At 39.6% G+C, this 19,920-nt stretch carries 21 protein-coding genes; 7 read left to right on the top strand and 14 right to left on the bottom strand.

Translation table 11 applies throughout. The annotated features are described in order from the left end of the window. Window positions 1–128: 128 nt before the first annotated feature. Entirely contained in the window at window positions 129–1,007 is an 879-nt protein-coding gene (locus CWC30_RS04390; RefSeq protein WP_138626531.1) for a LysR family transcriptional regulator, read from the top strand. A 95-nt stretch (window positions 1,008–1,102) separates the two neighbouring features. Continuing rightward, complete coding sequence (locus CWC30_RS04385; protein WP_069438529.1) at window positions 1,103–1,723, top strand: 2OG-Fe(II) oxygenase; 621 nt, start codon at window positions 1,103–1,105, stop codon at window positions 1,721–1,723. Here CWC30_RS04385 and ubiA read toward each other — a convergent pair. Beyond that, window positions 1,720–2,598 carry a 4-hydroxybenzoate octaprenyltransferase gene (ubiA, locus tag CWC30_RS04380; RefSeq protein ID WP_138626530.1) on the bottom strand — a complete coding sequence of 293 codons (879 nt, stop codon included), beginning with the start codon at window positions 2,596–2,598 and terminating at the stop codon, window positions 1,720–1,722. The genes CWC30_RS04385 and ubiA overlap by 4 nt on opposite strands. Next, window positions 2,595–3,140 (bottom strand): chorismate--pyruvate lyase family protein, encoded by a 546-nt coding sequence (locus CWC30_RS04375; RefSeq protein ID WP_036979802.1) that lies wholly within the window; start codon window positions 3,138–3,140, stop codon window positions 2,595–2,597. Before CWC30_RS04375 ends, ubiA begins: the two co-directional genes overlap by 4 nt. Window positions 3,141–3,390: 250 nt before the next feature. Between CWC30_RS04375 and CWC30_RS04370 the strand changes: the two genes are divergently transcribed. Then, window positions 3,391–3,789, top strand: coding sequence for a flagellar basal body-associated protein FliL (locus CWC30_RS04370; RefSeq protein ID WP_138626529.1), 399 nt, complete (start codon window positions 3,391–3,393; stop codon window positions 3,787–3,789). Here CWC30_RS04370 and glpG read toward each other — a convergent pair. The 6 genes from glpG to CWC30_RS04340 form a co-directional block, all read right to left on the bottom strand. Next, the gene (gene glpG / locus CWC30_RS04365) at window positions 3,786–4,607 is read right to left on the bottom strand and encodes a rhomboid family intramembrane serine protease GlpG (RefSeq protein WP_138626528.1); all 822 of its coding nucleotides are present in this window, start codon (window positions 4,605–4,607) and stop codon (window positions 3,786–3,788) included. The genes CWC30_RS04370 and glpG overlap by 4 nt on opposite strands. Beyond that, window positions 4,604–4,921, bottom strand: coding sequence for a thiosulfate sulfurtransferase GlpE (glpE, locus tag CWC30_RS04360; RefSeq protein ID WP_138626527.1), 318 nt, complete (start codon window positions 4,919–4,921; stop codon window positions 4,604–4,606). The genes glpG and glpE overlap by 4 nt, the downstream gene beginning before the upstream one ends. A gap of 66 nt (window positions 4,922–4,987) precedes the next feature. After that, window positions 4,988–6,013 carry an L-threonine 3-dehydrogenase gene (gene tdh / locus CWC30_RS04355; RefSeq protein ID WP_138626526.1) on the bottom strand — a complete coding sequence of 342 codons (1,026 nt, stop codon included), beginning with the start codon at window positions 6,011–6,013 and terminating at the stop codon, window positions 4,988–4,990. A 52-nt stretch (window positions 6,014–6,065) separates the two neighbouring features. After that, window positions 6,066–7,262, bottom strand: coding sequence for a glycine C-acetyltransferase (locus tag CWC30_RS04350; protein ID WP_036979809.1), 1,197 nt, complete (start codon window positions 7,260–7,262; stop codon window positions 6,066–6,068). 163 nt (window positions 7,263–7,425) lie between these two features. Next, entirely contained in the window at window positions 7,426–7,995 is a 570-nt protein-coding gene (gmhB, locus tag CWC30_RS04345) for a D-glycero-beta-D-manno-heptose 1,7-bisphosphate 7-phosphatase (protein WP_138626525.1), read from the bottom strand. After that, window positions 7,992–9,053, bottom strand: coding sequence for a glycosyltransferase family 9 protein (locus tag CWC30_RS04340; protein WP_138626524.1), 1,062 nt, complete (start codon window positions 9,051–9,053; stop codon window positions 7,992–7,994). The genes gmhB and CWC30_RS04340 overlap by 4 nt, the downstream gene beginning before the upstream one ends. A gap of 123 nt (window positions 9,054–9,176) precedes the next feature. Between CWC30_RS04340 and CWC30_RS04335 the strand changes: the two genes are divergently transcribed. Beyond that, complete coding sequence (locus CWC30_RS04335) at window positions 9,177–9,899, top strand: 3-deoxy-D-manno-octulosonic acid kinase (protein WP_138626523.1); 723 nt, start codon at window positions 9,177–9,179, stop codon at window positions 9,897–9,899. A gap of 43 nt (window positions 9,900–9,942) precedes the next feature. On the opposite strand, the gene CWC30_RS04330 is transcribed toward CWC30_RS04335, so the two are convergent. After that, the gene (locus CWC30_RS04330; RefSeq protein WP_036979816.1) at window positions 9,943–11,016 is read right to left on the bottom strand and encodes a hypothetical protein; all 1,074 of its coding nucleotides are present in this window, start codon (window positions 11,014–11,016) and stop codon (window positions 9,943–9,945) included. Window positions 11,017–11,191: 175 nt separating this feature from the next. Between CWC30_RS04330 and CWC30_RS04325 the strand changes: the two genes are divergently transcribed. After that, window positions 11,192–12,739 (top strand): capsule assembly Wzi family protein, encoded by a 1,548-nt coding sequence (locus tag CWC30_RS04325; RefSeq protein WP_138626522.1) that lies wholly within the window; start codon window positions 11,192–11,194, stop codon window positions 12,737–12,739. A 66-nt stretch (window positions 12,740–12,805) separates the two neighbouring features. Here the strand turns inward: CWC30_RS04325 and hldE are convergent, their stop codons facing one another. Further along, window positions 12,806–14,245, bottom strand: coding sequence for a bifunctional D-glycero-beta-D-manno-heptose-7-phosphate kinase/D-glycero-beta-D-manno-heptose 1-phosphate adenylyltransferase HldE (gene hldE, locus CWC30_RS04320; protein WP_138626521.1), 1,440 nt, complete (start codon window positions 14,243–14,245; stop codon window positions 12,806–12,808). After that, on the bottom strand, window positions 14,245–14,835 hold the full coding sequence (locus CWC30_RS04315; RefSeq protein ID WP_008115583.1) for a D-sedoheptulose-7-phosphate isomerase: 591 nt from the start codon (window positions 14,833–14,835) through the stop codon (window positions 14,245–14,247). The genes hldE and CWC30_RS04315 overlap by 1 nt, the downstream gene beginning before the upstream one ends. Before the next feature lie 235 nt (window positions 14,836–15,070). Between CWC30_RS04315 and waaA the strand changes: the two genes are divergently transcribed. Together waaA and CWC30_RS04305 are read left to right on the top strand one after the other, a co-directional pair. Further along, window positions 15,071–16,351 (top strand): lipid IV(A) 3-deoxy-D-manno-octulosonic acid transferase, encoded by a 1,281-nt coding sequence (gene waaA, locus CWC30_RS04310; protein ID WP_076923179.1) that lies wholly within the window; start codon window positions 15,071–15,073, stop codon window positions 16,349–16,351. Beyond that, window positions 16,348–16,896 carry a DUF1415 domain-containing protein gene (locus CWC30_RS04305; protein ID WP_008468212.1) on the top strand — a complete coding sequence of 183 codons (549 nt, stop codon included), beginning with the start codon at window positions 16,348–16,350 and terminating at the stop codon, window positions 16,894–16,896. Before waaA ends, CWC30_RS04305 begins: the two co-directional genes overlap by 4 nt. 36 nt (window positions 16,897–16,932) lie before the next feature. Here CWC30_RS04305 and CWC30_RS04300 read toward each other — a convergent pair whose 3' ends face one another. The 3 genes from CWC30_RS04300 to CWC30_RS04290 are packed head-to-tail and all read right to left on the bottom strand — an operon-like array spanning window position 16,933 to window position 19,890. Continuing rightward, window positions 16,933–17,262, bottom strand: a complete 330-nt coding sequence (locus tag CWC30_RS04300) for a YdbL family probable chaperone protein (protein WP_008468219.1) — start codon at window positions 17,260–17,262, stop codon at window positions 16,933–16,935. Window positions 17,263–17,273: 11 nt separating this feature from the next. Next, window positions 17,274–17,456 (bottom strand): YnbE family lipoprotein, encoded by a 183-nt coding sequence (locus tag CWC30_RS04295; RefSeq protein ID WP_008468221.1) that lies wholly within the window; start codon window positions 17,454–17,456, stop codon window positions 17,274–17,276. Beyond that, window positions 17,449–19,890 carry an intermembrane phospholipid transport YdbH family protein gene (locus CWC30_RS04290; RefSeq protein WP_138626520.1) on the bottom strand — a complete coding sequence of 814 codons (2,442 nt, stop codon included), beginning with the start codon at window positions 19,888–19,890 and terminating at the stop codon, window positions 17,449–17,451. The genes CWC30_RS04295 and CWC30_RS04290 overlap by 8 nt, the downstream gene beginning before the upstream one ends. Window positions 19,891–19,920 lie beyond the last annotated feature (30 nt).

The following is a 19,920-nucleotide window of genomic DNA, read 5'->3' as shown; positions in this document are numbered from 1 at the left end:
TAAATACGATGAAAAGAAAGTTAATCTAAGGAGGTGGTTAAAAACATTATTTCAACTGATCTGTAGGGATATAAAGTCAGTATTTAATCTGCAATTCCCCTAGCTTACCTATAAAAAAGGACTGTATAGTGAGATTTGAACAATTAGAACAGTTTGTAGCGCTTGGCCTACTTCGTCATTTTAGGCAAGCTGCAGAACAAACCCAAATTAGCACATCTGCGTTAACTCGTAGTATTCAAACTCTTGAAACAGAGCTTGGCTACGAACTTGTTACCCGCTCTACTCGCTCGGTTAAATTAACTCAAGCAGGCGAACTTTTCCTCGACTTTGCAAAAAATACCCTCAATGAGCTAGAGCAAATAAAGCATCGCGCTTTTCAGTCAATTAATGGCACTGAAGAGAAAAAGTTAGTTATTGGTTACACCACAACAACCAGCAGCATAGTACCAATTACCTGCGGTGAATTTTTAAGCCAATATCCTCACATTAAAATCGAAATGCAGCTACAAAATAAAACTGAGCTTCATAGAAAGTTACTTCAAGGTGAAATAGACATTAGTGTATGCTCGCAAATAGTCAATAGTATTGGTAGCGACATACAATTACCTGATCAGCTTATTTTATTTTGTTCAAAACAACATCCTTTAGCAAATAAAAGCGATATTAGTAAAAAAGAGCTCGAAAGCTATCCAATGTTCAGTTGTTTTTCACAGTCAAAACAAGTGCAATCAATGCTTAATGAAGTAATAGACTCGCTAAATAAAGCTTCAACGATTAAAGTAGGTAGTATTGCTCAGGTAATGGCTGGACTTGAAAAGTCAGATCATTTTGCCATTGCCGGTATTGAACACACCAGCTCTGTGGCAGAAAACCATAACTTAATCCAGCTTAAAACGAATAACGATATTAGCCATGAACAACTTGTGGTGCAAACAAGCCAGCAGATAGAGGCAGGTGAGCATGTTGACCACCTACTCTCGCTAATTAAGAAAGTTTCTAGAGCATAAAAAATGACTCCATGCGTTTTATAACAACTATAAATTAGTGGCATTAAAGTTTTTTTTCACTACACTAACGCTCCCTTATATTATGACTAGCGTTAATGAAAAACTTTACAGCTGCTGAAATTTACCTAGAGCACATTGAAACGCATGGCTATGCCATTATTGAAAACGCCATTGATAGTGACTTAATATCCGAGTTGATGGCTGATTGCTATAGAATAAATCCTCACTTTAGCCTTGCCGGTATTGGACGATTAAACAATTTACAAATTGATGACTCCGTTCGTAAAGATAAAACCTACTGGTTTGATGGCAGCTCAAATGCACAGCTTAGCTATCAACAAATAATGGAAGCTGTTCGCACTACCCTTAATCGTAACTTTTTCATGGGCTTGTTTGATTATGAGTGTCACTATGCAAAGTATACGCAGGGTGATTTTTACAAAAAACATGTAGATGCGTTCAAAGGTCGTTCAAATCGAGTTTTTACCACCGTATTGTACTTAAACTCTCCTAAGAAAGGCGGGGAGCTGGTTATTTACAAGCCTAAAAGTAAAGAAATAGAAGTGGTTATAAAACCCACGGCAGGCACTTTGGTATTATTTGAAAGCGAACGCTTTGTGCATGAAGTACTTCCGGCTTTTGATAACCGCTATTCGATTGCTGGTTGGTTCAGAAAAAATGCGTCAATTAGTGGTATTATCGACCCACCCCGTTAAGAAAAAACGGGGTAAGAAAATAATAAGCCTATAAATACAGTAAGTCCCACATAATGATTATTCAAAAACGCTTTAAAACAGGCATCTCGTTGACGTAAATGAATCAAACGCTGTTGATACAATAATAAAGCCGCAGCAACCGCTAACCCTAGCCAAAAGCTTGCTCCAACTTGGTTAATAAAGCCGATCAATGTCATTAATACTAAGAATATAATGTTAAGCAACCCAATAATATGGCGGTCATAACTGGCGAATAAAATAGCGGTTGATTTTACTCCTATTTTTAAATCATCATCTCTATCAACCATGGCGTACATAGTGTCGTAAGCCACCGTCCAGCAAATATTGGCAATAAATAGCAGCCATGCCTGCACAGGCAACGAGTTTGTTGATGCCATAAATGCCATAGGAATTGCCCAACCAAAAGCAGCCCCTAATACAACCTGTGGAAGTTGTGTGTAACGTTTCATAAAGGGATAACAAAACGCGAGCCCAAGCGCCCCAAACGATAACAAGATAGTATTGGTATTTAGCATTATTACTAAAATAAAAGCGATGCTAACCAGCAGCAAAAACAAACTAATTGCTTCCCCACTACTCACAGCCCCAGTTGCTAAAGGGCGCTGACAGGTTCGTTTTACTGAGCCATCTATTTTTCTGTCAGCAAAATCATTGATAACGCATCCTGCGCTGCGCATAACTATTACCCCAAGGGTAAACACAATGAAGTTTGTTAGGCTTGGTATCCCCTCATTTGCTATCCACAGCGCCCAATAAGTTGGCCAAAGTAATAATAAGGTGCCTATGGGCTTATCTATTCGCATTAACTGAACGTAATACGGTACATGGTTTACCGATAAAGGGGCTAGTTTCATGAGTATAAATAGGCTCCTGGTAAAAAAACTTCACAAACTAAAAATTTGTAGTCATGCAAAGAGAACACGCTTCGTCGCCCTAATAATATGTGTATGGGTAAATTAAGTTCGCTCACCAGTGATTGCAATGAGTGGTTATCATCAAAGCGAGCAATTTCAATATCAGTACGCTTTAACGCAGGGTCTTGAAATATAACATCACCCAACGGACGTTCACCCATATTATGCAGCTGATTATTTGTATTGTTGTTTGATATTGGCAACCAGCTTTGAGCATATACAACCGGTTTGTCATCACACAACAATAAAACTTCACGGTTAAGTACAGTGTTCACCTCATTACTTAATAAAGCTTGCTGAGGTTGCGAGAGGTTAACTTTTTGCTCACTCAACACTTTTACAGCAAAACGCTGAGACTGGCTTTTTAATTTAGCCGTTAAAGAATGCGGTTCAAATAACCACTCTTGCTCAGCGCTAGATAAGCCACTGACTTGAGCGGTACTCTGCCAATCAGCAGATAAAGAAAGAGGAAACGTAATCACAATAGCTCTACTTGATAAAAATCAGCAAGATCATAACATTGCTAAGAGATTTGAAAAAGCGCGATTTACTTACTACCAAGCACACCCTGTTATTATAAAAAGCTAATCAACATTTGACTCTCGCTATTGCCTATCCCAAACTTGAGTATAGAGGGCCTTTACATAGCTCAACAAATAACAGCATCTTGCTGTATCTTATTTATTAATAAGTATAAACTATTTGTAACCAGTTTACGGAAACGCTTTTGAAATGAAAAAAACAGTATTTACAGGCCTTTTTATTCTTTTAGTCAGCCTAACTAGCTTATCAGCACGTGCTGAGTCTACTGTGGGTTATTTTGGGTTTGAGCCAGACATTATTACTAATTACATTGGTCCATCGAGTAAAAAAATGGGTTACGTTCGCGTCACGGTAGATTTAATGCTAAATAAAACATCAGATATTGCAATCGTGGAACACCACACGCCGTTACTTCGTGATGCGTTAGTTGAGATATTATCTAAAGAGCATGAAAACAAAATAAAGTCTTTAACAGGACGCGAGCAAATACGCCTTAAAAGCGCAGAAAAACTAAAAAGCTTACTTAAGGAAGAAACAGGCCAAGAAATAATCCGAGACCTGTTATTTACTAAATATTTATATCATTAGGCACTTTTTGTTTTAAAAAGCTGAGCGGTATAGGCAAAAGCCATACCGCTAACGAGCCCACCTAAGTGTGCCCAATTAGCCATTCCAACAAATAATACATCTGCAAAACCAAGTACTAACCATACCAGCATAAATCCAACAATTGCGGTTGTAACCAGTGCAGGCTGTTTAGGGTTAAGGGTGCTGTAAATCCAACAAAAGCCTAACAACCCATATACAACACCGCTAAGCCCACCAAAGTTAGGACCGACCATTAAGTACTGTGCCCAATTACTTATTAAAGCGGTAACTAAAAAAAGTCCGATTAGACTCGATTTACCACATTGCTTTTCAATGTTATCACCCAGCGATACCCACCAGATTAAGTTAAACACAATATGCATAGCGCTAAAATGCACAATAGCAGGTGTTAACCAGGTAAGTGGTGACGCAGGATTGAACTGCAACGCCATATAAATAGGCTCAAACGCACCAAATAAAAAGGCAACATAAACAACGATACTGAGAATACTAATACCTTGATTAAGCCAGCTTAAGGCTTTAAAACGGGCAACTAAATTAAGCGACTGCCCTTGATACTTTAACGGTGACTGCGTAGTACCTACTTGCCATGATGCTTGTTGATAACGTTCATGATTAGGGTTTTTAGCAAATTCGTTCCATAAAGGCTGCACTGCATGAAAGTCTTCAGGTGCCACACTAATAACAAGCGTATGGCCATCCTCAGTACGAATTTGCCCTGAAAGCCCTTGGCTTTTTAGGTAATCTATAAAGCCCTGTGCAGCACGGGGGTTAGTTAGACTGCCTAGCTCTATCATCGTGCTACTTTATCCTTGTAAGCGGCTTCCCATGCAGTAAAACCACCATCCATGCTGTAAACATCTTCAAAGCCTTGCTCTACTAAGTAGCTGGCAGCACCTTGTGAACTCATGCCGTGATAACAAACAATAATAATCGGCTGGTCAAACTCTTTTTCCATCATAAATTGGGCGATATTTGCATTTGAAAGTGCTTCAGAACCTGGAATGTGCCCTGCCTGATACGAATTAGGATCGCGAATATCGGCAATCACTACATCCTCTTTGTCTAGTAGTTTGAGGGTTTGTGCGATTGATATATGTTTAAATGCCATAGTACTCTCTTATAATTACAAAAAAGGCGACAAATGCCGCCTTTAATTCTCTTAACAAGGGGATAATTAATCCCAGTTAAGAATTACTTTACCCGATTGGCCTGAAATCATCATATCAAAGCCAGCTTGGAAGTCATCAATTGAATACTGATGAGTAATAATTGGTTTTAAATCAAGTCCTGATTGAATCAAGCTGGCCATTTTGTACCAAGTTTCAAACATCTCACGACCGTAAATACCTTTGATCACTAAGCCTTTAAAAATTACTTGATTCCAATCGACCGCCATATCTGAAGGTGGAATACCTAACATGGCAATTTTGCCGCCATGATTCATGTTATTTAACATGGCATTAAATGCACTAGGAACACCTGACATCTCTAAGCCAATATCAAAGCCTTCGGTCATACCTAGATCTTTAGCTACATCTTCAAGCTTTTCATTTGCAACGTTTACAGCACGCGTTGCGCCCATTTTACGCGATAAGTCTAGGCGGTATTCATTTACGTCGGTAATAACCACATGACGTGCACCTACATGTTTAGCTACAGCTGCAGCCATAATACCAATAGGGCCTGCACCGGTGATTAATACATCTTCACCCACTAAATCAAACGATAAAGCCGTGTGTACTGCATTACCAAACGGGTCAAAAATAGAGGCAAGTTCATCGCTAATGTTATCTGGAATTTTAAATGCATTAAATGCTGGGATCACTAAGTACTCAGCAAATGCACCTTCGCGATTAACACCCACACCGGTTGTATTACGGCATAAGTGAACGCGTCCAGCACGACAGTTACGACAATGACCACAGGTTATATGACCTTCACCCGAAACACGGTCGCCAACTTCAAAACCGCGAACTTCTTGGCCCATGTCAATTACTTCACCCACGTATTCGTGGCCAACCACCATAGGCGTAGGAATAGTGTTTTGTGCCCACTCATCCCACTTATAAATATGAACATCGGTACCACAAATGGCTGTTTTACGAATTTTAATTAACAGATCGTTATGACCCACTTCAGGCTTTGGCGCATCTGTCATCCAAATGCCCGGCTCTGCTTTTAACTTTGATAATGCTTTCATAATCCACACTCAATTAAAAAATCGCGACTTTAGCCGCGATTTAACAAGAAAATTAAATAACACCAATCTCTTTACCAATACGGGTAAAGGCTGCAATGGCTGTATCAAGCTGTTCCTTGCTATGCGCTGCAGAAATTTGGGTACGAATACGTGCCTGACCTTTTGGTACAACAGGGAATGAAAAGCCAGTTACATAAATCCCTTCGGCCAAAAGCTTATCAGCCATAAGTGACGCTACTTTGGCGTCTCCCAGCATCACAGGAATAATCGCATGATCTTTACCTGCACAAGTAAAGCCTGCCGCTTCCATCTGCTCGCGGAAGTATTTAGCGTTTGACCATAGCTTAGCGCGAAGCTCACCGCCATTTTCAAGCATTTCTAACACTTTGATTGACGCCGTTACGATTGAAGGCGCCAATGAATTTGAGAATAAGTATGGACGTGAACGCTGACGAAGCCACTCAACAATTTCTTTTTTACCTGAAGTGTAACCACCAGAAGCTCCACCAAGCGCTTTACCTAAGGTACCGGTAATAATATCGACACGGTCGAGTACATTACAGTACTCAGGTGTACCTTTACCATTTTCGCCAACAAAACCAACGGCATGTGAGTCATCAACCATAACAAGCGCGTCATATTTATCGGCTAAATCACACACGGCTTCTAAATTACAAATAACGCCATCCATTGAGAACACGCCATCAGTAGCAATTAGTTTAGTTTTAGCTCCAGCTTCATCGGCTGCAATTAATTGCTTTTCTAAATCTGCCATATCATTATTTGCATAACGGAAACGCTTTGCTTTACATAAACGTACACCATCAATAATAGAAGCATGATTTAATGAATCAGAAATAATCGCATCGTCTGCACCTAGAATAGTTTCAAACAAGCCCGTATTCGCATCAAAACATGATGAATACAAAATGGTGTCTTCAGTTTCTAAAAATTGACTGATTTTTTTCTCAAGCGTTTTATGAATATCTTGGGTACCACAAATAAAACGCACAGACGCAACACCAAAACCATGGTCATCTAAGCCTTGTTGGGCAGCTGCAATTAGCTCTGGGCTATTAGCTAAACCTAAGTAGTTGTTAGCACAAAAGTTAATAACCTTATCACCTGATGCCACTTCAATTTGAGCTTGCTGCTGTGAAGTGATAACACGTTCATTTTTGTACAAACCTTCCGCTTTAACGTCTTCGATTTGCTGTTGTAATTGGCTAAAAAAAGCAGATGCTCTCATCTGTGATCTCCATTTGGTTGAACGGGTTAAACAGCAGACACGTTGCTGCTATTTATAATGCGAGTATTGTAAAAGTTTAAGCGCCAAATTGCACTGTTTGTCATTCGTCGTAAATTAGCTAACTGGCAGGAAAAGCTGCCAGTTTACGGGCATGAGGTATGCACTAAATCAGACCAGCAAGCAGAACAGGAAGCTCCTTGATTGAATCACAAACATAGTCAGCAGACTTTACGGCTTGCTCATCAACTGTTTTCCCAGAACGTACCAATATTTTAGTCCGTATATTGGCGCTTATAGCAGCTTGCATATCACCTCGTTTGTCCCCCACCATCACACTAAGTGCAGGGTCAATATGATGATCTTTTATTCCTTGCAGTAACATTCCTGGCGCTGGCTTTCTGCAATCGCACTCTTTTAAATAATCTGGTAATGCATTTTTAGGATGATGAGGACAAAAATAAACATCAGTAATTTCAATTTGATGATGACTAAACTGCGCTTTCATCCATGTGTTAAGGGCAAAAAAATCAGCTTCTGAGTAATAACCTCGACCAATACCTGATTGGTTGGTTACAACAATTATCTTATAGCCCGCGTCATAAAATACTTTACACGTTGAAAACACACCATCTATAAATTCAAACTCTTCGCTTTTAAATACATAGCCATGATCAACATTTACTACACCATCGCGGTCTAAAAAAAGCGCCTTATTTGTGTGTTTATCATTCATAATAACGACTCTTTTTTAACAACATGGTCAAACATTTCTTTTACTGCATCCGTAGTTATTTGACTCATTAAATCATCGCCCTTAACCCGAGTGCCCCAAGGTAATTGCTCGGCGGTTTTACCAGTTTGCTTTAATAAGTTTTGGTGATAAACCTCAACCACGTAATCTTGGTATAAATAGGGCCCCGTTCGCGCTGGGTTTGAATGCGCATATAAGCCAATAACCGGTGTGCCCACGGTCACCGCCATATGAGCTGGGCCTGTGTCAGGTGCCAGTACTAAGTCTGCACGCTTAAGTACGCACAATAATTCTTTGAGTTTTGTTTTACCCACCAAGTTCAGAATGGGTGAATCACTGTGTTTAATGATGTTATTTGCTAAATTAATTTCCAGCTCAGTAGGCCCACCGGTTAGCACCACTTTAAAACCTTGCGAATTGGCATAATCCGCAAGCGCAGCATAGCGTTCGGCTAACCAGTTACGCTGTGCTTTACTTGCTGCTGGCGAAATAACAAATAGCTTAGTTGATAAATAATCGTCACCTAACAGCTCATCAGCTTTAGCTTGATCTTTGTCGGTGTAGGGCATATTCCAAACAGGGACATAATCATCAACACCAATCGCTTGAGCAAAGCCTTTAAAACCCTCTAAAACATGCGCCTGAGATTGGGCTTTAATACGTTTATTAATAAATAAACTATGCAGCTCTTTTGAACGAGCCCAATCAAAACCAATTTTAACTTTGGCAGGAATACAGCGAGCGACAAAACCAGCTCTTAAAGCCACTTGCATGTTAAGCAGTACGTCAAAACACTGCCCTTTAAAGGTTTGCTTTAACTGTTTTAGTGCCGCCTTACCTTGTTTTTTATCAAATACAACAAGCTCAACGCCTGGTAAGTCAGCTAACAGCATCGCCTCGACCTTCCCTATCACCCAAGTGATCTTAGCATTTGGATGCGCTTTTTGAATTGCTTGTACCGCACTCACTGCATGGCATACATCACCAATAGCAGAAAGACGTAAAATACAAATTGATGTGTAAGTAGGCGCTGAAGTCACACGTTTCCTTGGGAGTAAAATAGTTAAACCCGATCTTAAATTATAATCGCGTCATTGCAAGTACTTATCCTTAGACTTAAAACACGTTAATATGTGCACATATTAAAGCGAATCCTATGAGCTATGTTTAATCAACACGTCAAAAATAACCATGTCATTTTGAGCCATCCTCAATATAGCACCGAAATAGAGTTAGATTGGTTTAACCCCGACTTCTGGCAGCAACAGCAAAAAATTGTTGGCGCTAAAAAGGGGCGTGCAACTGCTTGGTTTTTTAAACACGCAGATTTAACGGCTGTATTGCGCCATTATTGGCGTGGCGGCCTCATAGGCAAGCTACTTAGTGACCAATATTTATATTGGGGACTAAAGCATACGCGTGTTTATCAAGAATTTAGCTTAATGACGCAATTAATAGAGTTAGGTTTAAATGTACCAAAGCCCATTGCAGCTAAAGTGAGCCGACATAGTTTTATTTACCGAGGTGATATTATTACTGAAGCAGTAAGCGGCGCTAAAAGTGTATTAGATGTTCTGATTGAGCGCCCCTTAAGTGATATTGAGATAAAAAAAGTAGCACAAACCATTGCCCAGTTTCATAATAAAGGGGTGTATCACGCTGATTTAAATATTAATAATATTTTATTTGATGACTCTGGCGACGTTTATATTATCGACTTTGACCGTGGCGAAATAAAAGTGCCCAATAAAAAATGGCAACAAAGCAACATGTCTCGCTTACAACGCTCCTTTTTAAAAGAGCAAAGCCGCAATAGCCACTTTCATTGGCAGCAAAACGATTGGCAAACATTACGCAATCAATACAACCAAAAGCTCGAATTCTAAAAAACTTGTTAAATCAAGCTCCTAAAAACTAAATTATTAATAACTAATGAGTCTTATTAAACAACATGTTTTTCAAACCTTGTGTAATAATGTCAAAACTGTGGATTGTTTCTAAAGTAGAATACTTATCAATAATATATTTATAACGAGACTCTGTAAGTAACGTTTGCACTTTTTCACTTATATCAACAATATCAAGCTGTGCCTGATAAGCCACTTCAGTGCGAGTACAACGGGTAAGACGCTCACCTTGATCTTTTGAAATAGCACACGCAATTGTGGGGGTTTGCAAGGCAATAGCTTGGAGTAAAGTATCACCCGCGCTTAATAATGCAACCTTGGCCTGACTTAGTAAGGCTAAAAATTCAGCTCCCCCTTGGCTTGGCAAACAAATTAACTCATCGCTTTTAGGTAACGATTTAGTGTAATTAGGACCAAATACCACTACACCTTTTAAGCCTGTTTGCTTAGCAATAATAAGCCCTGCTTGAAAATATAAATCTGCGCAATTCACGCCATTAACTGTATGCCCACCAGAGCCCGCGTTAACAATAAAGAATTCTTTCTCTTTCAAGTGATAACGGGTTAGTGCATCGGATTTTTGCTGTGCTGATGCAAACACTGTAAACGGCCCAACATTAGCAGGGTAAGCCAGGGGCAGCATGCTCAATTTTAGCTTTTCATACCACGAAAGAGGGTCAATACAGTAATCAGGCTGAACAACCCAATGAGTATCAATAAGGCCCGCTCTATTAAGCTTTAAACCTTTTGCTCGCTTTTTTGCATGCTGTGAAATAAAAACAACTTTAGCACCCACTTTTTTTGCCGCTTTCATTTGTTCGGCTCGTCCTGCGCAATCAAATAGCACCATATCTGGTTTGTATTGTTCAATGAACTGACATACATGCGTATTTTCTTTTGTTGCCGATTGATTTAACAATAAGGTAGGAAATGGGCAGTTTTTAGCATAAGCCGTGTGCTTATTTAAAATGAAATGAATATCTAACGAATTGTCATACTCCGAGGTAAGGGTATTAGCTAGCTGTAACGAGCGCATATATTCACCAATACCTTCGGGCGATGACACGGGAATAAATAAAAGTCGTTTGTTGCTCATTACTATCTCTTTTTTTTCTTTGCAACGAGTATATCAACGAGATCATTTTTCCGATAGAGCTACAATGTTTTAATCTATAGTGGTATTTTAAATTTATCTTGGCTGATTTAATTACTGCAATAAAGAGCGTAGATTGCTAAACTTGTCGGCAATTTCAATCATAAGGATCTGAGCTTTGCGAAACAAAATTTTTATACTTTCTTCGCTTTTTTGTGCCGTAACGACAACCGTAAATGCTGAACCTTGGGTAAAGCCTGACGACTATGCTCTTAGAGCAGATATACAACAGCTTGCCGATGCAGGTATAATTTTAGCGCCAGTAACAACATATCCATTAATGTGGAAAAGCTTTATTAATGATGTTAACAATACTTCGTTAGAACAATTACCCCCTCAACTGCAAGATGCGTTATTACGTGTAAAACATCGTTATAAGTCAGAAAATAGCGGTTCGCATAGTGTACAGCTTTCGGCATTTGCCAGCTCAGATCCTCTTGTAGCCACTAGCTTTGGTGCCACCAATAGCCAAGAATCAGAGTTAACTGCTGCCTACGCTTATTTAGGACATAACTTTGCAGCTAAAATAGCGATTAATCATCGTAATGATGGCAAAAACTGCTTAGTCGACGGTAAAACAACTGATGATATAGCTCAAAACGAGCAAGCACTAACTGACTGCAATGATACCTCTCTAGATGACAGCTATTTAGCATATCGTATGGGTAATTGGATTGTAAGAGCGGGTGCCGTTGAGCAATTTTGGGGGCCGGGTGTTGATAACAGCTTAATTATGTCTGGTAATTCAAAGCCACTTCCCGCAATAAGTCTCAGCAGAGAACAAAGTAGCGCGTTCGAAACACCTTGGCTTAGCTGGATTGGTCAGTGGAGCTTTACTGCACAAATGGCTAAGCTTGAATCAACCCGAGTTGTACCTGATGCATTATTATGGAGTACTCGTTTAAATCTTCGTCCAATTCAACAATTAGAAATTGGCTTTAGTTGGTCAGCACAATGGGCTGGCAAGGGACAACCCAGTTCAGCAGGCGACTTTTTTGATTTAATAACCGGCGGAGGTGAATGTGTTGATGGCACTAATGATTGCGATGGCGAGCTCATTACTCGTTTAGGTAATCAACTCGCGGGTTTTGATATTCGTTGGTCGGACACTTTGTTTGATCAACCTTATGCGGTATATGCAAGCACGATTGGTGAAGATACCAGTGGCGGTATTAAGCCAGTAGACAGAGGTTATCTTGGTGGAATACAAACCACGACTCGCATTTATAATCAGAATATTTTATTTAACCTAGAATACACTGATACCGGCGTAGCGTGTTCTGCCACATCAGCAACTGAAAACTGCTTCTATGAGCACAGTATTTATAATTCAGGGTATCGTTACCATGGTCGCCCTATCGGCTCTACCTATGATAATGATGCGCAATCACTGGTATTAACCGTACTTGGGCAACTCTCAAGCGGAACTGACTGGCAAGTAAAATTACGTGATGTAGACTACAACAGCGACAACCGTGATAGATCCCCAAATAACCCAGACTTAGGTAACTCGATTACCAAAACAGCATTTAGCTCTAAACAGCTTGAAGTACGTTACAGAATGCTTGCCATGGGGGGGCGCTTAACCCTTGGCGGACTTGCCTCTAATAACGATGGAGCAGAAAACGATACGTCTGCATTTGCAAAGTTCGAATATAACTTTTAGTTTTGCAAGTATTAAAAAAAGGGGGATAAACCAAAGTTTATCCCCCTTTTTTATTTCACTAACTAGCTAGCTTTTTATTTTGCTAATCACTTTTGATGTAGAGCAACCATCTAAAAACTCAAGCACTTCTACTTTTCCGCCATGACGCAACACATGCTCGGCACCAGCAATTTGCTCAACAGTGTAATCACCGCCTTTAACAAGAATATCTGGGCTAATTTGCTCAATTAGCTTTGCTGGTGTGTCATTTTCATCCTCACTGCCAAACGGAATAACCCAATCAACTGAGGCTAATGCACTTAAAACCATAGCACGCTCATCTAATGGGTTAATTGGGCGCTCAGGACCTTTTAAACGGGCAATGGATTCATCGTTATTTAAACCAACCACTAATCTATCACCACGCGCTTTAGCTTGCGCTAAATAGCGCACATGGCCTGCATGCAAAATATCAAAACAACCATTAGTAAATACAATGGTTTCTCCATTTTGCTTTGCAAATTCAATATGTTGTAATACATCATCAAATGGGGTTTGATAATGCTCGCCAGTGGCTTGTAAGTATAGCCCCAGTTTTCGGCTTAACTCTTCTGGAGAAACCGTAGCCGCTCCCAATTTACTTACTGCAATACCGGCAGCTAAATTAGCAATTTCGACTGCATCTTTGGCGGTCATACCCGCACCTAGCATTACAGCTAATGTAGCAATAACAGTATCGCCCGCACCGGTTACATCACTTACTTCGAGTTGTTGCGCTGCAAAGTCATGCTTTTGCGTTGCATCAATTAGCGACATACCTTGTTCTGAGCGTGTTAGTAGCATGGCGTTAATACCCGCATCACTAATCAGGGTACGCGCGCTGCTAGCAAGCAACTCTTCTGAACCAACCTGACCACCCGCTAATTTAAACTCATTTAAATTAGGGGTTATGTAATCAGCTCCACGGTACAACTCTAAATCAGATGATTTAGGGTCAACAAGCACGGTTTTACCTGCATCTTTAGCAACCGAAATCATTTTTTGGATTAGCGCGAGTGAGCCCTTGTTGTAATCAGAAAATACAATAAAGTCGTAATCACTCAGCACCAGCTCTAATCGATTTAATAAAAGCTGGCTATGTGATTCGTTAAAAGTTTCTTCTAAATCTAAACGCACAACTTGTTGATGACGACTGATCACCCGCATTTTAGAAATAGTCGGCAAATCGCATACACTCACAAGCTGTGAATTTATTTTTTCACCCTCTAGAATGTTTTCTAAAATTTGTCCGCTTTCATCCTCGCCAATTAGGCCAAGTAAACCCACTTTGCCATCTAGTCGGGCTATATTTTTAGCCACATTGGCGGCACCACCGGCTTTGTCTTCAAATTTACTGACTTTTACAACGGGTACTGGTGCCTCCGGCGAAATACGGCCAGAATCACCATACCAGTAGCGGTCGAGCATAACGTCACCAACCACTAAAATACGCGCTGCTGATAAGTTTTTTAATAGCGATAAATCCATTACTGCTGCTCCGCAACAACCATATCCATGGCTTCACACAGCCAATGGCCAATAAACATGTGCGCCTCTTGAATACGGGCTGTTTCATCATTTTTAATAATAATAGGTAACTTGGCGATGTCTTTTACTTTACCTCCATCGCGACCTGTAAATGCAACAGTGAATGCTCCTATTTTATTAGCGGCTTCTAACGCTAAATTAATATTATTACTGGTGCCCGATGTAGTTAAGCCAATTACGATATCTTCAGGTTTACATAGCGCCTGAACTTGGCGTTCAAATACTGTGTCAAAATGATAGTCATTACTGTGCGCTGTTAAAATAGAGGTGTCTGTGGTGAGAGCAATAGACGCTAACGGTCCTCGCTCTAACTTATAACGTACCACAAACTCTGCAGCCAAATGCTGAGCATCAGCCGCACTGCCGCCATTACCAAACCAAACAACCTTACCACCAGCCTGTAAAGCACTATGACATGCTTCTAACAACTGCATTACCTCTTGATGATACGCCTCCATGGTTTCGAACAATACTTGGTGACGATTTAAACTTTCTAGGTAGCTAGTTGCCACTGAATCTATAATTGACATGAGATATTCCTCTTGGAACTGAAATGGCAGGAAAAATTAATTTCATTATTCCATAATTTTATAGCCAAATCACCTCTATATAACTAAATTAAAGTACGGGTAGAAAGTTATTATTCAGATAAAGAAGGTTTTTATCGTTGTTACCTTTTTCAAGTTGCTATTTTATATTTGTGTATTTAGAAAAAAACGATTTCACGCTAAACTAGCGCCACTTTCATTTATACAAAGCAACAGTATGGCACGCATTTTTTATTCACTCGCATTAATTATTATTAGCCCACTGATTGTATTTTACTTATATGTACTAAGAGGTAAAAAAAACGCAGGATATCGCGCTCACTTTAAGGAACGTTTTGGCTTCATAAGCCGCGCTTTATTTTCAAACAACAAACCAGTTGTATTTCATTGTGCTTCTGTGGGCGAGGTGTTAGCTGCAACCCCTTTAATTAAAGCCCTACAACATGAACAACCGCAGTTAAATATTTTAATTACCTGCAATACTCCAACAGGACGAGAGCAAGTTACCGCACAATTTAAACAAAGCGTTGCTGTTAGTTATTTACCCATTGATTTTCCAATGGCCACCACTCGCTTTTTAAAACGAGTAAAACCGCAATTACTCTGTATTTTAGAAACTGAACTATGGCCGAACTTAATGGCTAATGCGCACAAACAAAATATACCTGTATTGGTAGTTAATGCACGACTATCTGAAAAGTCTCAGCAAGGCTACGAAAAAGTGGCCCAGCTAACTCGCAGTATCATGCAATCAATTACCGCACTTGCAAGTCACGACAAAACCGATGCAAATCGCTTTATTGAATTAGGGCTACCTGCTGAAAAAAGCCATGTAACGGGATCAATAAAATTTGATATTACCCCAACCACTACACAACTCGATAAAGTAGCCTCTTTAAAGCAATATTATAAAAAAGCAGAACGCTTTATATGGGTCGCAGGTTCTACTCACCCTATAGAGCATGAATTAATACTCGATGCCCACCAGCAGTTGTTAAAAAAGCAGCCTGATGCTTTATTGATTATTGCCCCGCGACACCCCGAGCAATTTGATAAAGTGGCTGAACTACTCACACAAAGTACTTTAAGCTTTAGTCGTCGTAGCCAAAATAATTACCAAAACGAACACGTTTTACTTGCCGATACGCTAGGTGAATTACAGTGTTTATACGGCGCGGCTAGTGTTAGTTATATTGGCGGTAGTTTGATTCGTCGTGGTGGTCATAACCCGCTTGAGTCAGCCGCATTTTCGGTCGGTGTAATAACAGGCCCTCACACGTATAACTTTGATCATGTCTATCCTGAGTTAACAAAGCTCAAAGGGGCATGCGTGGTAGAAAATGCAGATGAACTGGCACAACAACTCATTACCTTTAGCCAAAATAAAAAGGCATGCCAAACGCTCGGCACAAAAGCTGCGCAATGTGTTGCTAAAAACCAAGGCGCCATAAAAAAAACACTCACTATTATTAATCAATACTTAGAGCTAAAACAGTGACTAACATAGCTATTAGCCAAACCCGAGAATGGGTTTCATCCGTTATTGTAAAATATAACTTTTGCCCGTTTGCCCGTAAAGAAGTCGAAAACAACTGTATTCATTACATTGTAAGTAACGCCAATACTATCGATGATGCTGTAATGGATATGCTTGAGCAATGTATCGAGCTTGACCGCGAGCGCGAACGAGAAACCACGCTAATCATGTTCGATAACGGTTTTAGTGACTTTGAAGACTTTTTAGATTTAGTCGATTTAGCAAATGCGCTATTGGTTGCACAAGGCTTTGAAGGTAAATATCAAATTGCAAATTTTCACCCTGATTATGTATTTGCCGATAGCGATGAAACCGATCCGGCCAACTACACAAATAGAGCACCGTTTCCTACCTTGCACCTAATTCGTGAAGCAAGTATGAGTGAAGCACTTGAAAACTATGACGAACCTGAGTCTATTCCTGAGCATAATATAAACTTAGCACGCCGAAAAGGCATTGATTTTTGGCAACAATTATTAGAAAACTGTAAAAAACCGAGCGTATAAGCTCGGCTTTTAATACCTTTAGTTGACCCATTAACTTTATTTTTTGACCCAGCTACCATTTACTTCAATATAATGGCCGCTTTGCGTTTTTTCGATTGTTTTTGCTGCTGCCAATGCCTCAACTTGTGCAAGTGACAAGTTATTCTTTTTAGCTAATTTTAAGTACTGTGCCTTACGTTTTTCGTTAACGTCATCAACAACCGCTTTTGCTTCTGTATTTTGTACAACTAATCCAAGGTAGCCTGAGCTGTTTTCACCAACTAAGCCTTGGCTTTTAGCTTCATCTAAACTCATAGCCCAAACTGAAAATGACATACAAACGGCACTGATTAGGGTTACTATATTTAATTTATTTTTAATATTCATATTCTAGCTCCTTAAAATAACTCACTGTCATCGCTAAATAAATTATCGAGCTCTTTATCTACTTTGACACGAATTTCATGATCAACCTTAACATTTAAATTAATAGTGATTGGCTCTTTCGCTGCCACTTCAACGCGGTGCGTACATGCACTAAGCAACCCCAGTGCTGTAAGTATTATCAGCCATTTAGTCATTTTTAGTTCCTTTTGTTGAATACTCTTGTTCAACTTTTTGAGTAATTTCATCACTTAAGCGCAATGCTCTTAAGAGTGTAAAAACATTTTCTTCATGGTTGTAATTAAAGTTAACTTGCTGCGCCTGTTCCTTATTGTATCCCTTTAAGTTTACACCTAAATAAAGCCAACCGTCAGGCTTTAAGTCAACACTACTGTTTAAGCTCTGAATGTCTAAATCTTCCAACAAGCTTAAAATCGGGCCCAGTTCTTGTTGCTGAGCTTTAACTGCATCAAAAGCTGCATTGTCAGTAATAACTAGTTTACCTGTTCCTTGGTTAGATAATTCACCAGATTTTACCGAAATACCTTGTTGATCAAAGTAAACGGGTAAGCGGCCATTCACTCGACCAGTTAGTGTTATGCCCGATTTATCATCTAAGGTAATAAGTTTACTCGCATCAATATTTTCAAATGTGACCAAAGACTGCTGCGCTTTTTCAGTCACTTTGTAGCTATCCAAAGCAAAACGACCACCAAGTACATCAGCAGTTATTTTTTCAGCGCGAGCAATAGAGTTCTCAACACTAAAATTACCGACAATGTTACTCACAACAGCACCTGCTCGTAACTCATTTAATTCAAATGTAGTAGGAGCCACATTAAGCTGCCCTGAATCATAAGAACCCGTTAAGCGACTGCTAAAATGCGTAGCTAAATAATCGTTGTATAAGCCACTTACCTGTTCTACTTGAAATGCAAACTCAGCCTGCTGTAAATTAACATCTCCGCGAACAACCCCATTAAAGCTACCGTCGGTCAGCGTGGCTAATGGTTCAAACTGCTGTAAAACAGGGTTAAGTTTAGTCACAGCTTGATCTGCAACTGTTATCTCAAATGGGTGTTCCACAGCAGATATGTGGTGACTGGCTACCAACTCAACACCATCAATAAATACATGATGTGAGGCTTGAAGCGCCCGACTTTGCAGGCCTTTGGAGCTTATGCGAATATTACTTAGGTTTAAAAGAGCACTGTTAAGTTGGGTAAGTTTAGTTTCACTGTTTAAATCGACAAATAATTCGCCAACAGCCAAACTAGAAGATGCTGATAATTGATTATTTACACCGCGCACTTGGTATTGCTCATAAGCCACTGAGCGTAATTGGCTATCCAAGCTTGCATTGATATTTTGTTTATCGTCAATCTCAGTCGTAAACTGTGCCTTGTAGCCCTTTACTGTTAATTTATCAAAACTAAGCTCAGCAAAAGCAATCTCGCTGGTTATTTTCGCATTTTTTTTATGTTGTAAAACATCCGCTATTTTAAATTGACCTGTGCTTGCTACCTTTTTAGCTGATGCGGGTAAAAAACCAGGCAGCTCATCAACTTTTAATTGGTAGTTGCCATTCACAGCCAAGTTATTTAAAGCTGCATCTATTTCTATATGCTCAACGTCTTCACTGATAAACAATAACTTAATATTGCCTTTGGCATACTCTAACGGCTGCTGAATATTAATTGCTAGGTTTTTCAGGCTGAGCTTCGTTTCACTATTTTTAGTGTTTAATAGCATTGACGGTATAACAAGTTGTCCGTTTTCAAACTTTACCGTATCACTAAGCATCAATTGCCATTTTAACGGCAGCTGCTTGGCTACAAATTCACGCTGTGATTGATTGCTTATAAGCGTCAAACAATCACTATCAAACGTTACCAAGCTGGTTAATTGCTGTGTATTTAATAAGGCTTTTTTATCGTTAAAGTGATAGTAAATATTCATATCACCAAAAGCCTTTAGCGTTACTGGGCATTTACTAAACTGCTGTGTAAACTCAGCATCTATGTTTGATTTTATATCAACGGATAACCCATCAAAGGTGAACTCATGCCCACTGTTTAATGAAAGCGCGGGTATCGGCTTTATCTTTGTTAGTAATCCATCTGCTAACTTAAAGTGACCAGTAATTTTATGATTGCTAACTGTTACTTCTGCAATCGCATCACCTGAAATCACAAATGTATTTAGCTTCTCTTCACCAATGCTAACCACTAATTCATCATGAAGTTGTGGGTGGGTAATTAACAATCTTTTGATATCAATTTTCGGCCGCTCTTTGGGTAAACTAAGTGCCAGCTTTTTGAAGGAGTTATTACTTGTTGAGACACTCTCGCTATCATTTAAACGAAGATTAGCGCGGCCAACAGTTATTTTTTTTGTATCAGCCACAATTCCACCAAGCTCAATTTGATGGCCTTGGTAAGTCAAACATAATCGGTTTACGTCTAAGCTAATATTTGAGTTTAGTGACCAATCTAAACAATGTAGTTCAACGCCAGATTGGCTCAAAGTTGGCGCTATAGCCCATTGAGTTATAGGCATACGAAATACATAACCCAGTGTTAAAACACTCAGAAATAAAAACACGACTCCCCATGCGATGCGTTTGATCATACTATCCTTATTGAACCTTGAACCTTGAAC

Origin of the sequence: Pseudoalteromonas sp. S4741 (assembly GCF_005886135.1) — a bacterium.
GTDB lineage: Bacteria > Pseudomonadota > Gammaproteobacteria > Enterobacterales > Alteromonadaceae > Pseudoalteromonas > Pseudoalteromonas tetraodonis.
This window is presented reverse-complemented; position numbering and strand designations above follow the sequence as displayed.